Raw genomic sequence first — 14,371 nt, forward strand, 5'->3', positions numbered from 1 at the left:
GGCCGTGTCCTCCGGTGTGAGAAGTCGGCGCACAGCGCAGGGGCAAGTCGCGGCCGCGTGCAACCTTGGGGGTCGGAGGTGGACACTTGGAGCCGCGCCCCTGGCACCGGTTCTACGCCGACGACGTTCCCCACGATATCGCTCTTCCCGACGCGCCCCTGCACGCGTTTCTCCGGGCGAGCGCCGCGCGCCATCCCGGCCGGGCCGCCGTCATCCTGAGCGGCCCCGGGTTCCACTCGGCGCTGTCCTACCGCGCGCTCGATCGCGCGACCGACCGGTTCGGCGGAGGCCTGCGCGCGCTGGGCCTCCGCCGCGGAGACCGCCTCGCGATCGCGCTGGCCAACCTGCCGCAGTATCCCATCGCGCTCTACGGCGCGTTCAAGGCGGGCGTCACCGTCGTCCAGGTCAATCCGCTGTATCGCGGCGAGGACCTCGCGTTCCTCCTGCGCGACTCGCAGGCGAAAGCCCTCGTGACGCTCACCCGCCTCTATCCGAACGTGGCGGCGGTGCGCGACCGGACGGCGCTCGAGCACATCATCCTGACCAAGGTGTCGGACTACTTCCCGCCGCTGTGGCGCGCGCTCTATCGCGTGGCGCGGGAGCGGCGCGAGGGCGACGCGATGCCGCGCGGGGCCGGCCTCGTCCCGTGGGGCCGGATGATGCGGCGGCACGCGCTTCCGCCGTCCGAAGGCGCCGGGCCCGAAGACCTCGCCGTCTTACAATATACCGGCGGCACGACGGGACGTCCCCGCGGCGCGATGCTGACGCACCGCAACCTCGCCGTGAACGCCGCGCAGGGGCTCGCCTGGTTCCGCGGCCTCAGGGAGGGCGAGGAGTGCTTCCTCGTCGTCGTGCCGCTGTTCCACGTCTACGGCCTGCTCGTACTGAACGCCGGCATCCGGCTCGCCGCGACCCAACTGATGGTGCTGATGCGCATGTTCGAGGCCCGCCTTGTGGCCGAGCAGGTGCCGCGGTGGCGCCCCACGGTCTTCCCCGGCGTGCCGGCGATGTACGCGGCGATCAACCAGCTCAAGGACGTCGCGCGCCACGATCTCCACTCGATCCGGTACTGCCTCTCCGGCGCCGCGGGGCTGCCGGCGGAAGTGGCGCGGCGGTTCGAGGAGCTGACCGGCGGCCGCGTGGCCGAGGGGTACGGCCTCACCGAAGCCGGGCCGCTCGTGGCGGCGAACCCGATCTGGGAAGGCGGGGTGCGCAAGCCCGGCAGCATCGGCATACCGGTCCCCGGCACCGACGTGCGGATCGTCGATCTCGAAGGGGGCGTGCGCGATCTGCCGGCGGGCGAGGCCGGAGAGCTGATCGTGCGCGGGCCCCAGATCATGCAGGGGTTCTGGAACGCGCCGGCCGACACGGCCACGTCGCTGCGCGGCGGCTGGCTCTACACCGGCGACGTGGCGCGCACCGACGCCGACGGATTTCTCTTCATCGAGGACCGCAAGAAGGACATGATCGAGGTCGGCGGGCTCAAGGTCTACCCGCGCGAGATCGAGGACCTGCTGCTCGAACACCCGCTGGTCCGCGACGCCGCGGTCATCGGCGTGCCCCACCAGCTGCGGGGAGAGACGATCGTGGCCTACGTCACACTGCGGACCCCCGGCGGGGACGCCGTGCCGGCGCGCCGCCAGATCCGCGACTGGCTGCGGGAGCGGCTGCCGTCCTACAAGCTGCCCCGGCGCATCGAAATCGTCGACGCGATCCCGAAGACCCTCATCGGCAAGCCGCTGCGGCGCGTGCTGCGGGAGACCGCCGCCGCGGCCGCACCGCCCGAGGACGGATCGGAAGGTTAAGCTCGGCCCGCGCCCCGATGACACGTTATCTCGCCTACCGGATCGTCGCGATGCTTCCGATCGTGATCGGGGTCACGTTGATCGTTTTCGTCGTCGGGCGCCTCGCGCCGGGCGATCCCGTGCAGATCCTCTTCGGCGACATCAGCAACCCCACGGTAGAAGCGCGCGCGCGGGCGCAGTTGGGGCTCGATCAGCCGCTGCCTGTGCAGTACGCCCGGTTCCTCAAAGGCCTGGCCCGTCTCGACTTCGGCACCTCGTACGTCTATCGCGGCGTCCGCGTCAGCGCGATCATCGGGCAGGCGCTGCCGATCAGCCTGGCCCTCGGCACCCTCGCCCTGGTCGTCGCGGTCCTCGTGGGCGTTCCGCTTGGCCTGGCCGCGGCGCTGCACCGGCGGTCCGTCCTCGACCAGGGCGTCCGGCTGCTCACCCTGCTCGGCGTGGCGGTGCCCTTCTTCGTCGTCGCCATCGGCCTCGTGCTGCTGTTCTCGCTGCGCCTGCGTTGGCTGCCGGTGTCCGGCTGGGGAACGCCGGCGCACCTGGTGCTGCCGATCGTGGTCCTGATGCTGCGGCCGATGGCGTACATCACCCGCATCACGCGGCTCGCCGTGCTGCAGACGCTCGGCCAGGACTACATCCGCACCGCGCGCGCGAAGGGACTCCCGGTCGCGGCGATCACCGTCCGCCACGCGCTGCGCAACGCCGCCATCACCATCACGACGACGGTGGGGCTCGCCCTCAGCCTGGCGTTCACCGGCGCCTTCGTCACGGAGATCATCTTCGGGATCCCCGGCATGGGCCGGGCGACGGTCACCGCCGTGTTCCAGCGCGACTACCCCGTCATTCAGGCGGTGGTGCTACTGTACACCGCGCTCTTTCTGCTGCTGAATCTCGCGATGGACCTCGCGTACGCCGCGCTCGACCCGCGGATCCGGTACACGTGAGCGGGGCGGCCGCGGTATGGAAGGACCGCGCGACGGTCGCCGCGCTCGTCACCGTGGCGCTCCTCCTCGCGGGCGCGATCATGATCCCGTATACGACGCACATCCCCTACGACGTCCAGGATCTGTCGCAGACCCTGCAGGGGCCGAGTGTCCAGCACTGGTTCGGCACCGATCAGTACGGGCGCGACCTGCTGACGCGGGTCGCCTACGGCGGCCGGATCTCGTTTGCGATCAGCGGCACGGCCGTGCTCGCGCACACGGTCATCGGCACGGCCGGCGGGATGCTGGCGGGGTTTCTCGGCGGGACCGCGGACGGCGTGCTGATGCGGGTCACGGACGTGTTCCTGGCCTTCCCGCCGATCCTCTTCCTCATTCTCATCACCGGGGTGCTCGGCCCGAGCCTGCTGAACATCATCATCGCGTTGTCGCTGGTCGGCTGGGCCGGCATGGCGCGCCAGGTGCGCGCGGAGGCCCTCACGCTGCGCGGCCAGGAGTTCATCGACGCGGCGCGCGCGCTCGGCGCGACCGACCGGCGCATCCTGATGCGGCACGTCCTGATCAACCTGCTCACGATCGCGCTGGTGCGCGCGTCGCTCGATATCGGCCCCGTGATTCTCTCCGAGGCGACGCTCTCGTTTCTGGGCATCGGCATCCAGCCGCCGATGCCGTCGTGGGGCGTGATGATCGCGGAGGGCCTGCCGAGATTGCGGAGCGAGCCGTATCTGGCCTTGATCCCGAGCGTCGTCCTGTCGCTCGCAATCCTGTCGCTGACGTTCGCGGGCGAAGGCATCGCGGAGGCGCTCGACCCGCGGTCGCGGAGCCGGTGAGCCCCGCGCCGTGAGCCTCAGCGACCGCGCGCGGCGACCCCTTCCCACACCGCCGGCATCACTTCATTTAAGAGCATCGGAATCTGCTCGTCGTAGTTGAACGCGCCGAGACGCACGGAGATGCGCCGGGCGCCGGCGTCCCAGTAGCGTAAGATCCCGTCCGCCACCTGCCGCGGCGGCCCGAACACGAGACGGTCGAAGCTGCGCGGACCGTACGTGTCGGGCCAGTACCGGCGCACGTAGTCCTCCGCTTCCTGCCGGGCCTTCACGGGATCGGGCTGGATGTTGACGAGGCTGCCGCACGCCACGGAAAAGTCCGAGAGATCCTTTCCCTCCCGCGCCGCGAGTTCGCCGAGCCGTGCGCGCAGCGCGCGGAACTGGTCCGGGGTGAGGCCGGTCGGATGCCAGCCGTCGAAGTGGCGCAGCGCGCGGAGCAGCATGCGGTCCCGGAGCGCCGGTTCGGCCTCGGGATCCGGCGCGTTGGCGAGATAGATCGGCGGGTGCGCCTGTACCGGCTTGGGGAGCGCCGTCACGTCCTCGAACCGGTGGTAGCGCCCGGCCACGGTGACGTGATCCTCGCGCCAGAGCCGGCGTACCACCTCGACCGCCTCGAGGAGGCGCGCCACCCGCTCCTCGCGGCGGATCCCGTAGGGACGGATCTCACGCTCGTCGCCGCCGCCGATGCACGCCGACAGCTCCATGCGGCCCTTGCTGATGACATCCAGGCTGGCCCACTGGATCGCGAATAGAATCGGATCGCGCAGCACGAGCGTGGATAGGCAGCCCACGTTGAGCCGGAGGACCGACGTCCGCGCCGCGAGCGCGCCGAGGAGCGCCACCACCTCGACGCGCGGCTTCTCCAGCAGATTGTCGCCGACGCTCAGGGCGGCGAACTGCCCCGAGGCGTCGGCGGCCTCCGCGGCGCCGAGCAGCTGGTCCACGGTGAGAAACCCGAGGACGACCGCCCGGTTCGGCAGACTCAGCGCGAACGCCGTCCGCTCCGGCTCCCCCATCCTCCGCGGCCGGCCTACTTGACGATCGCGGCCGTGTTGAGGTGCTCCAAGAACCCGAGCCCGTACGCGGTAAACGTCAGGTTGTGCACGTACGGCTTCAAGAGAATGGCCTCGCGCACGTAATAGATCGGAACGACGCCCACGTCGTCGACGATGAGAAACTTCTCGACGGCGCCCATCTGCTTGAGCATGCCGGCGCGGGTCGGCTGGCGGTTCGCCGCGGCGACCATCTTGTCGTAGGCGGGGCTGTTGTAGCCGGAAAAGTGGATGAACGGCCCCTTCGAGACAAACAGGGCGTAGAGATAATCGTTCGGATCGGCGATGTCCGCGGTCCAGCCGGTGACGGCCGAGAACGCGGTGCGGGACTTGAGGTCGCTCCGCCACTTCGCGATGTCGAGCAGCTGGACTCGGGTCTCGATGCCGAGGTTCTGATGGATCATCGCCGCGACCGCCTGGGCCGCCTGCGACGGCCCGTAGCCCCGCGGGTTCGGTCCGAGCACGAGCGGCGGCAGCCCGCGCCCCTGCGGATAGCCGGCCTCGGCGAGCGTGGCGCGCGCCTTTGCCGGATCGTAGGGGATCGCCGCCAGCGGATGGTAGCCGGGCACCTGCGGCGGAAGGATGCCCGTCGCCGGCGTGAACAGGCCCGCGAAGATGGCGCGCACGAGGACCGGACGGTTGATGGCGTAGGCGATCGCCCGGCGCACGCGGACGTCCTTGAACGGCGCGTACGCGAACTGGTTCAGCGCGAGAAAGACCGTGGACGCCCGGTCGTACTCGACGACCTGACGGCCGAGGGTGGCGTCGCGCTTCAGCCGCGTGTAGTCGGTGCCGGGCACCTGGGTGATGTCGAGCTCGCCCGCCTCGTATTTCGCGACGTCGGTCGTGGGATCCGGCACGATCTCCAGCACGACCCGTTGGATCTTCGGCGCGCCCTCGAAGTATCCGGGATTCGCGGTGAGCACGATCTGGTTGCGCAGCGACCACTCGGTGATCGTGTACGGCCCCGTCCCGTTGGCGTGCGTGGTACCCCAGTTCTCTCCGCCGGCCTCCACCGACTCCCGCGAGACGATGCCGGAGGCGACGTGCGCGAGCCGCACCAGAATGTCGCCCTGCGTGGGATCCACGGTGATGTCCACGTGCGCCGGGTCGACGACCTTGACGCCGCTCAGCCCCGTGGCCTTGCCGGCCTGCTCCTCGGCGTACCCGACGATCGGCGCGACCAGCAGGTCGGCGTTCGGCGAGTCGACCTTCGGATTGGCGAGGCGGTCCAGCGTGTACTTCACGTCGGTCGCCGTCACCGGCTTGCCGTTCTGGAATTTGAGGCCGTCGCGCAGCGTGAAGTGGAACGTCCTGCCGTCGGGCGACACAGTCCACGACTTCGCGGCCAGCAGCTTCAGCCCGCCGCGGCTGTCGAGGTCCAGGAGCGGGCTGTACACGTCTTGCAGGAGCGCGGTGCCGGTCGGATCGTCGGTCAGCGCCGGATCGAGCGTCGTAGGATCGGCTTGGATGGCGACCCGCAGCGTGGCGCCGGCCTGCGCCGCCGCTCTGGTGGATGGAAAGCCGAACGCTACTACGAGGAGCGCCGTAAGTGCCCATGCGAGGTGCCGTACCATCCTCTGACCTCCCTGATCGGTGATGACTGGCCTGGCCGCCGTGGCTGACTACTCCGAGGACATCGGGATGCCGAGCCGCGCCGCCGCGGCGGGCGCCGTGCGAAGGCGCTCGGCCCCGGCGACGAGGTCGTCCACGATCGCCTCCGCGATCACGCGGCCCTTCTCCGCGGTGGCGAGGGTCGCGTCACCGTAGACGCCGGTGTCGGAGTGGCCCGGCCCCGGCTCGCGGTGGTACATCGGCGGCACGAAGACGCCGCGCGAATCGGGGCGATCCGGAATCTCGCGGGCGAGCTTGTCCGTCCGCACGACGTCCGGGGCGATCGCGAGCAGCAGAGAGGTCTCATGCTCGTCGCCGTGGCTGCCGCGCGGCTGCTGGAGAAGTCCGGTCGTCCGCTGCGCCCCGAGGTCGCCGATCCGGGTCACCGCAACGAGCAATCGGTGCACGCGGTCGAGGTCGCGCGCCACGATCTCCAGCACGGGATACGTCGACACGCCGGTGTTCAGAAACAAAAAACGTCTCGGTCCGTGCCGGTGGAGCGAGAGGACGAGCTCGGTCATCATCGCCTGAAAGGTGGACGCTTCGAGGTGCGTGCTGCCGGGGAACGGTGAGAAATGCGGAAAGTAGCCGTAGACGACGGTCGGCATGACGACGACGGGGACGCGCTCGGCGAGCCGGCGTGCGAGATAGTCCGCCATGATGCGGTCGGTGCCGAGCGGGAGATGCGGCCCGTGTTCCTTGGCGCCCGCGCCGACGGGGATGACGACGAGGGGATCCGCCCGCAAGAGAGGCTCAGCTTCGGTCCACGTCAGCCGTTCGAGATAGACTCCGCGGAGCGGTTCCGTCAAGCCGGCGTCTCCGGATGAAGAAGTGTGGGGCGGATCGCGCGTCCTTCACGTTCCGCGCACCGCCCGCACATCCTGCCGGGGCGTCAACATTATGGCGGCCGGTCTTTCAGCCGGCGGCACGGTCGAGTGGCGGTCTACCGCGCGTCGCGGCCGGTGGCGGGCTCGGGGTGGATGCTGACCTTGACGCCGTGCCGGAACTCCTCCCGTACCCGCAGCTCCAGCTCCTCGGTGATGTCGTGGACGCGCGTGACCGACAGGTCGGGCTGCAGTGTGCAGTGCACCGTGGCGAGGAGCGCCCGTCCGATCTGGTGGACCTCGACCGAATGGCAGTTCACGACGCCCGGCAGCTTCCGCGCGATCTCGAGAATACGCCGCTCCAGCTGCGCCCGGATCCGCGTCGCTTCCCGCGCGGTTTCAACCCGCCGGGGAAGCGGCTCGATGTGGACGTTCACTTCGTCGATTTCCGGCAGCGCGCTCCGGATCGCGCGCTCGAGGTCGGAGGCGCGGTCGTGCGCCGCCGTGAACCGGATGTTCGGATCGACCTCCAGGTCCAGGTCGACTTTGATCCGGCCGCGCGTCTCGAACACCGTCACGTCGTGGATCTGGAAGTTCTCCCGATGCGCGATCGACCGCACCCGCTGCACGAGATCGCGGCGCGAGGGGACGTCCGGCACCGCGTCGGCGACGACGTCGGCGGCCGGATAGAGCTCGTGGATCGCTCCCTCCACCCGGTCGACGACGGACTGCGCGTGCTCGAACGGGATGTTGCTCTCGAGAACAAGCCGCAGGTCGGCGAAGAGGCGGTTGCCGCTCTGCCGGACGCGCACGCGCTCGACCTCGAGCACGCCGGGGACCTTCGCCGCCGCGTCCGCGATGCGCTCGGGCACGCCCTCGGGCGCGGCGTCCATCAGCGCGCCGACCGTGCGGTTGCCGAGCCGCGTCCCCACGTACAGCGTGACGCCGGCCACGACCAGCGCGGCCAGGGGATCGGCGTTCGCCAGCCACGGCAGCCGGGCGGTGGCGCCGACCGACACGAGCACAAGCCCGAGCACCACCGCGCCCGTGCTCCAGACGTCCGTCGAGAAATGCAGCGCGTCCGCCTCGAGGGCCTGGCTGCGGTACTGGATCGCGACCCGCCACAGCGCGCGGGAGCGGAACGTGTCGATCAGAATCGACAGCGCCAGCACGGCGAACGCCCACGCCGACGTCGCGACGTGCGACCCGCTGAAGAACAGCCGGCGGATCGCCTCGACAACAATCCAGACGCTCGTCACCGCCAGCAGACCGGTCTCGACGAACGCGGACAGATGCTCCACCTTGCCGTGCCCGAACGGATGCTCGGGGTCCGCCGGCTTGTCCGCGACGCGCACGGACGTGTAGGTGATCACCGCGGCGACGAGATCGAGTGCGGAGTGCGCCGCCTCGGAGAGAATGCCGAGGCTGCCGGTGAGAAACCCGACGGTCGCCTTCAGCGTCGTCAGCAGCGCCGCGGCGGCCACGGACGACAGGGCCACCGCGTATTTTTGCCGGGCGGGAATTCCGGTGAGGGGCGGCGTTCGGCGCTAACCTCTCGACGTCATCGCGTCATCGAAGGACGTGAACGCGTTCGGGCGGCCAGTAGATCAGGATCGCTTCGCCGACGAGATTGTGGTCGGGCACGAAGCCGAACGCGCGGCTGTCCTCGCTGTTGCCGCGGTTGTCGCCGAGCACGAACACCTCGTGCGCCGGGACCATGGCGGGGCCGTATTCGCCCGCGGTGGTGACGCGGAGATAGCCCTCGGGGAGCATCCGGCCGTTGACATAGACGTGGTTCGCGCGGATCTGGACGCGCTGGCCCGAGACCGCGACGACGCGCTTGATGTAGTTGCGCGAGGGATCTGTCGGCGGCTTCAGGACGACGATTTCGCCGGCCCTCGGGGTCCGGAAACGGTAGATGAACTTGTTGACGAGCACGCGGTCGTGGGGCAGCAGGTTCGGCTCCATCGAATACTGCTCGACCTGGAACGCCTGCGCCACCGAGATCATCACGAACTGCGCGAGCACGAACGCAACGACCAGGGTCTTGAGAAAGTCGAAGATGCTGCGGCGGGTGTCGCGAATATTCATGTCCTGCCTCAACTGCCTCCGAATGATGGGCGACCGGTGGTTCGGCCTGCCGGATGGCGGAGGGGGTGGGATTTGAACCCACGAGGCGGTTGCCCGCCTACACGCTCTCCAGGCGTGCCGATTCGGCCAAGCTCTCGCACCCCTCCCGAGCGTCCCCCATTATAACATCAGTCGCGGGGTCACGATCGGGGACGACGGCCGCCGCCGGCCGCTCACCGACGAATGCAATCGGATCGCGCCCCGCGCGGTTTACGCGCAGCGTGAACACGTCGGGCCGGCCGTAGTGGCCCGCCACGTCGAGGCGCCGGCGCGCCCCGCCGACCACTGCGGGGTCGCAGTCCGCATACAAGATGCCGCGGTCGGCGCGCAGCGGGCCCGCCACCACCGTGCCGTCGATCGGGCTGACGATCACCGAGTCGCCGGTGTTGAGCCAGCCGTCCTTCGTCTTCAGTTCGCTCCGGCCGGGGAGATCGGCCGGCACGTCGTCGATGTGGACGGCGCTGCCGCATCCAAGCACCCAGCAGCGGCCCTCGAAGGCGATGTGGCGCATCGAAGCCACCCAGCGATCGCCGAAGGCCCATGTCGGCGCGACGTAGACCTCCACCCCCTGCGCGAAGAGCGTGTACCGCGCCAGCGGCATGTAATTTTCCCAGCAGATGAGCGCACCGAGCCGTCCCGACGGCGAATCCACCACTCGCAGCCCTGACCCGTCCCCGGGCGCCCACACGGTCCGCTCGCCGTCGGTGGGGACGAGCTTGCGGTGCCGGTTCGCAATCGCCCCGTCGGGACCGATAATCACGACCGTGTTGTAGATCGTGCCGCGGCTGAACGTATCACGCTCGTCGATGCCGCAGACCACGGTCACGCCGTGCCGGCGTGCGCTTTCGCGAAGCGGGCGCAAATGGTCGGCGGACAGATCGACCGCGTTGTCGAGCAGCCGGCCGTACAAGGTGTCGAGGAACGCGCGATGCTCGAAGCCGCGAAGATGCCCCACCCACAGCGGATACCCCGGAATGAATGTCTCCGGAAACGCGATCAGTTTAGCGCCCTGCCGGGCCGCCTCCTCGACGAACTTGACGGCGCGGGCGATGGTCGCGTCGCGATCCAGCAAAACGGGCGGGTGCTGAACGACCGCCACCCGGTGACTCTCCCCCGCCGGAGCGCTCATCGGCGTATCCCTCCCCCATGAACCTTGGGGGCATCACCCCAACCGGGATGATGCCCCCTGGTGCGACGCGCGAACGGCGAGCCTTAGGTGGCCCGGGAGGCCGCCTTGAGGATCGCCCGCTTGGTATAGACCGACGCGAGGTGGGCGCGAAACTCGCTCGACGCGTAGAGATCCGCCTGCACGTCCGCGCCGTCGGCCGCGTGCGCCGCGGCGTCCGCGACGGTCTTTTCGTCGAGGGCTTTACCCACCAGCGCCTTCTCCACGGCGGAGGCGCGATACGCCTTTCCCGCGACGCCGTTGACGCCGATCGCGGCCTTCTGGCACTTGCCGCCGCTCATCTGCAGCACCACGGCCACGCCGACGACCGCGTACCCGCTGGCGGGATGCGGGTGCTTGAGGTACGCGGTCGCGGTGCCTTTGCCGGTCGCCGGCACGCGGACCTCGGTGATGATCTCGGTCGGCTGGAGCGCCGTCGTCAGCATCTCGACGAAGAAGTCCTTGGCGGGAATCGTGCGGTTGCCCTTCGGTCCGGTCGCGACGATCTCGGCCTCGAGGGCGAGGATGGCGCCGGGATAATCGGCCGCCGGATCCGCGTGCGCGAGGCTGCCGCCGATCGTGCCGCGGTTGCGGACCTGCATGTCGCCGATCACCGCCGCGGTCTCCGGCAGCAGCGGGCACTGCTTCTGCAGCGCCTCGCTCTGCTCGACGGCGTCGTGGGTGACGAGGGCGCCGATCGTGATCGTGGACCCCTTGGCCTCGATCTTGTCCAGCCCGGCGATGCGGCCGATGTCCACGACCACCTTGGGCTGGGCCAGCCGGAACTTCATGATCGGCAAAAGGCTGTGGCCGCCGGCCAGCAGCTTGGCGTCGTCGCCGTGCCGCTCCAGGAGGCCGATCGCTTCCTTCACGGTGGACGGCGCGTGGTACTCGAACGGCGCGGGAATCATCGGGCCTTCACCTCCGCCTTCTTGGCTGCTTTCTTGGGGGACTGCTTGTGGATGGCGGTCCAGATCCGCTCGGGCGTGAGCGGCATGTCGATGTGAGTGACCCCGAACGACCGCAGGGCGTCCAGGACGGCGTTGACGACCGCGGGGGTGCTCGCGATGGTGCCGGTCTCGCCGACGCCCTTCACCCCGATCGGGTTGTGCGGCGACGGCGTCTCGGTGCGGCCGGTGACGAAGCGCGGAAACATCCGCGCCCGCGGCACGGCGTAGTCCGCCATCGAGCCGGTGAGCAGCTGGCCCTCCGCGCTGTAGGCCGCGGCCTCGTGGAGGGCCTGCGCGACGCCCTGTACGATCCCGCCGTGCACCTGGCCGTCCACGATCAGCGGGTTGATGACCCGGCCGCAGTCGTCCACCGCGACGTACCGCCGCAGCTCGACCTGCCCCGTGTCGGCGTCGACTTTCACCGCGGCCGCGTGCGTGCCGAACGGGAACGTGAAGTTCGTCGGATCGTAGTACGCGGACGCCTCGAGCGACGGCTCCACGCCGGCGGGCAGGCTCCAGGCCAGGTACGCCTGCAGGGTGACCTCCTGGATCGTCTTCGAGCGATCCGGGCTGCCGCGGACCGAGAAGCGGCCCTGTTCGAACGTCAGATCTCCTTCCGCGGCCTCCAGCATGTGCGCGGCGATCTTCGCCGCCTTATCCCGCACCCGCTGCGCGGCAATCGCGATCGCCGCGCCGCCCACGACCGTCGACCGGCTGCCGTAGGTCCCCCAGCCCATCGAGATCGCGCCGGTGTCGCCGTGCACGACCTCGATGTCCTCGATCGGCAGGCCCAGCTGGTCCGAAACGAGCTGCGCGAACGTCGTCTCTTCGCCCTGGCCGTGCGGCGACGTACCGGTGAACACCGTCGCCTTCCCGGTGGGGTGCAGCCGGACCGTGGCGCTTTCCCAGAGCCCGCCCTGGAAGCCCACCGCGCCGGCGACCGACGACGGACCCAGCCCGCAGATTTCCACATACGTGGAGAGGCCGATGCCGAGATACCGCCCGTCCTTCGGCCCCTGCTGCTGCACCTCGCGCAGCCGCTTGTACTCGATGAGCTCGAGCGCCTTGTCGAGCGCCGGCACGTAGTTGCCGCTGTCGTAGGCGAGGCCCTCGACGGTCGTGTACGGGAACTGCTCGGCGCCGATGAAGTTCTTGCGCCGCACCTCCGCGGGATCGAGGCCGAGACGGCCGGCGACGAGATCCACCATCCGCTCGATGAGGTACGTGGCCTCGGGCCGCCCGGCGCCGCGATACGCGTCCACCGGCGTCGTGTTGGTGAACACGCCTACCACTTCGTAGTCGAGGCTCGGAATCGTGTAGCAGCCCGTGAGGATCAGCCCGTGCAGAATCGTCGGCACGCCCGGCGCCGCGGTGGAGAGGTACGCACCGAGGTTGGCCCACGTCTTGCCGCGCAGGCCGAGCAGCGTGCCGTCCCGCCGCGCCGCGATTTCGAGGTCCGTGATGTGGTCGCGGCCGTGGATCGTCGCCACGTAGTTTTCGCGGCGGTCCTCGATCCACTTCACGGGGCGGCCCGTCGCGCGGGCGCAAAACGCGACCACGGCCTCGTCGGCGTAGAATGGGATCTTGCTGCCGAAGCCGCCGCCCACCTCCGGCGCCACGACCCGGATCTTGTGCTCGGGAATCCCGGTCACCACCGACATGAGGAACCGCGCGATGTGCGGATTCTGCGTCGTGTACCAGACCGTGAGCTCGCCCGAGCCGCTGGTGTACTTGGCGACGACGCCGCGGGTCTCCATCGCGTTCGGGATCAGCCGCTGGTTGACGAAGCGCTGGCGCACGACCACGCCACCGCGCTCCGCCTCGTCGAACGCGGCCTTCGCGTCGCCGCCGGCCAGCTTCCAGGTGAAGGCGATGTTGTTCGGCGCCTCCGCGTGCAGCTGCGGCGCGCCCGATCCCACCGCCTGCTCCTGGTTCACGATCGCGGGCAGCGGCTCGTAGTCGACCCGCACCAGCGCCGCGGCGTCACGCGCCGTGTAGGGATCCTCCGCGACCACCACAGCCACGCCGTCGCCGGCGTACCGCACGCGGTCGACAGCGAGCGCGGGGTGCGGCGGCGTCTTGAGGTCCGAGTTCGGAATGAGCCACGCCGTCGGAATCGGGTTGATCTTGCCCTGGAGGTCGGCGCCGGTGAACACGGCGACGACACCCGGATGGCCGCGCGCCGCCTTCGTGTCGATACGGGTGAGGCGGGCATGGGCATGCGGGCTGCGGACGATGCACGCGTGCAGCATCCCAGGGAGGCGCAGGTCATCGGTGTACGTCGCCTGGCCGGTGATCAGACGCGGGTCTTCGCGGCGGCGGATGCTGGCGCCAAAGATCTTGCTGACCGCCATGGACGCCCCCCCCCCCGCTACCGGACCGGCTGGGCCTGCGGCGCGGACGAGGGCCGCCCGCGCAGCTTGCCCGCGGCGTTCTGGATCGCGTTCACGATGTGCTGGTAACCGGTGCACCGGCAGAGGTTGCCTTCGAGGCCTTCGCGGATCTGCGCCTCGGACGGATCGGGATGCCGCCGCAGCAGCTCGAGGGCGGCCATCATCATTCCGGGAGTGCAGAAGCCGCACTGCAGGCCGTGCTCCTCCCAGAACCCCTGCTGAATCGGGTGCAGGTCGCCGTTTGTGGCGAGTCCTTCGACCGTCTGCAACTGCGCGCCGTCGGCCTGCACTGCGAGCAGCGTGCAGGCCTTGATCGCGCGGCCGTTCATCATGATCGTGCATGCGCCGCAGTTGCTCGTGTCGCACCCCACGTGCGTGCCGGTGAGGCCGAGCGTATCGCGGATGTAGTGCACGAGCAGCAGGCGGGGCTCGACCTCGTTGGAGTATTTCGTGCCGTTCACCGTGACGCTGATCGCGCGCTTCACGGGTGCGCCTCCTTCGTGGGAAATCGCCGCGGTCCGGGCGCTGCGCCCGGTGCCCGCAGGGCGGTTGCCGGTTGGGCGGGAAAAACTGTACTGTGACGGCCGCGGAAAAGGGTCGCTGCTCCGGCAGCAGGCTCTTCTGCGCGGGCCCACCGGCGTCCTCCGGCTCAGCCGGCGCCCCCCGGGAAATC

The 14,371-nt window shown here is 69.9% G+C and carries 11 protein-coding genes, 1 tRNA gene and 1 pseudogene; 3 read left to right on the forward strand and 10 right to left on the reverse strand.

The window, feature by feature from the left end; genetic code table 11:
• The first annotated feature begins 86 nt into the window (after positions 1-86).
• The 3 genes from VKT83_01010 to VKT83_01020 are packed head-to-tail and all read left to right on the forward strand — an operon-like array spanning position 87 to position 3,573.
• A complete protein-coding gene (locus tag VKT83_01010; GenBank protein ID HLY21027.1) occupies positions 87-1,805 on the forward strand; it encodes a long-chain fatty acid--CoA ligase in 1,719 nt (572 codons plus the stop codon).
• A 17-nt stretch (positions 1,806-1,822) separates the two neighbouring features.
• Entirely contained in the window at positions 1,823-2,746 is a 924-nt protein-coding gene (locus tag VKT83_01015; protein ID HLY21028.1) for an ABC transporter permease, read from the forward strand.
• Positions 2,743-3,573, forward strand: coding sequence for an ABC transporter permease (locus VKT83_01020; GenBank protein HLY21029.1), 831 nt, complete (start codon positions 2,743-2,745; stop codon positions 3,571-3,573). Before VKT83_01015 ends, VKT83_01020 begins: the two co-directional genes overlap by 4 nt.
• A gap of 17 nt (positions 3,574-3,590) precedes the next feature.
• Here the strand turns inward: VKT83_01020 and VKT83_01025 are convergent, their stop codons facing one another.
• The 10 genes and pseudogenes from VKT83_01025 to VKT83_01070 form a co-directional block, all read right to left on the reverse strand.
• Complete coding sequence (locus tag VKT83_01025) at positions 3,591-4,586, reverse strand: LLM class flavin-dependent oxidoreductase (protein HLY21030.1); 996 nt, start codon at positions 4,584-4,586, stop codon at positions 3,591-3,593.
• 14 nt (positions 4,587-4,600) lie between these two features.
• Positions 4,601-6,199: an ABC transporter substrate-binding protein gene (locus tag VKT83_01030; protein HLY21031.1), complete on the reverse strand. Its 1,599-nt coding sequence runs from the start codon at positions 6,197-6,199 to the stop codon at positions 4,601-4,603.
• A 48-nt stretch (positions 6,200-6,247) separates the two neighbouring features.
• Positions 6,248-7,045: a creatininase family protein gene (locus tag VKT83_01035; GenBank protein ID HLY21032.1), complete on the reverse strand. Its 798-nt coding sequence runs from the start codon at positions 7,043-7,045 to the stop codon at positions 6,248-6,250.
• A gap of 134 nt (positions 7,046-7,179) precedes the next feature.
• On the reverse strand, positions 7,180-8,559 hold the full coding sequence (locus VKT83_01040; protein HLY21033.1) for a cation diffusion facilitator family transporter: 1,380 nt from the start codon (positions 8,557-8,559) through the stop codon (positions 7,180-7,182).
• A 70-nt stretch (positions 8,560-8,629) separates the two neighbouring features.
• Positions 8,630-9,151 carry a signal peptidase I gene (gene lepB / locus VKT83_01045; GenBank protein HLY21034.1) on the reverse strand — a complete coding sequence of 174 codons (522 nt, stop codon included), beginning with the start codon at positions 9,149-9,151 and terminating at the stop codon, positions 8,630-8,632.
• Positions 9,152-9,205: 54 nt separating this feature from the next.
• Positions 9,206-9,297 (reverse strand) — tRNA-Ser (locus VKT83_01050).
• Between the two features lie 98 nt (positions 9,298-9,395).
• Positions 9,396-10,319, reverse strand: a pseudogene (locus tag VKT83_01055) (carbon-nitrogen hydrolase family protein).
• Between the two features lie 83 nt (positions 10,320-10,402).
• A complete protein-coding gene (locus VKT83_01060) occupies positions 10,403-11,266 on the reverse strand; it encodes a xanthine dehydrogenase family protein subunit M (protein HLY21035.1) in 864 nt (287 codons plus the stop codon).
• The gene (locus tag VKT83_01065) at positions 11,263-13,659 is read right to left on the reverse strand and encodes a xanthine dehydrogenase family protein molybdopterin-binding subunit (protein HLY21036.1); all 2,397 of its coding nucleotides are present in this window, start codon (positions 13,657-13,659) and stop codon (positions 11,263-11,265) included. The genes VKT83_01060 and VKT83_01065 overlap by 4 nt, the downstream gene beginning before the upstream one ends.
• Positions 13,660-13,676: 17 nt before the next feature.
• A complete protein-coding gene (locus VKT83_01070) occupies positions 13,677-14,183 on the reverse strand; it encodes a (2Fe-2S)-binding protein (GenBank protein HLY21037.1) in 507 nt (168 codons plus the stop codon).
• Positions 14,184-14,371 lie beyond the last annotated feature (188 nt).

It is taken from the genome of bacterium, from assembly GCA_035308905.1.
Lineage (GTDB): Bacteria > Sysuimicrobiota > Sysuimicrobiia > Sysuimicrobiales > Segetimicrobiaceae > DASSJF01.

Excerpts from the sequence above, each read along its gene's own strand:
- lepB (HLY21034.1), bottom strand. The coding sequence starts at position 9,151 with ATGAATATTCGCGACACCCGCCGCAGCATCTTCGACTTTCTCAAGACC.
- VKT83_01025 (HLY21030.1), bottom strand. The coding sequence starts at position 4,586 with ATGGGGGAGCCGGAGCGGACGGCGTTCGCGCTGAGTCTGCCGAACCGG.
- VKT83_01060 (HLY21035.1), bottom strand. The coding sequence starts at position 11,266 with ATGATTCCCGCGCCGTTCGAGTACCACGCGCCGTCCACCGTGAAGGAA.
- VKT83_01030 (HLY21031.1), bottom strand. The coding sequence starts at position 6,199 with ATGGTACGGCACCTCGCATGGGCACTTACGGCGCTCCTCGTAGTAGCG.
- VKT83_01015 (HLY21028.1), top strand. The coding sequence starts at position 1,823 with ATGACACGTTATCTCGCCTACCGGATCGTCGCGATGCTTCCGATCGTG.
- VKT83_01065 (HLY21036.1), bottom strand. The coding sequence starts at position 13,659 with ATGGCGGTCAGCAAGATCTTTGGCGCCAGCATCCGCCGCCGCGAAGAC.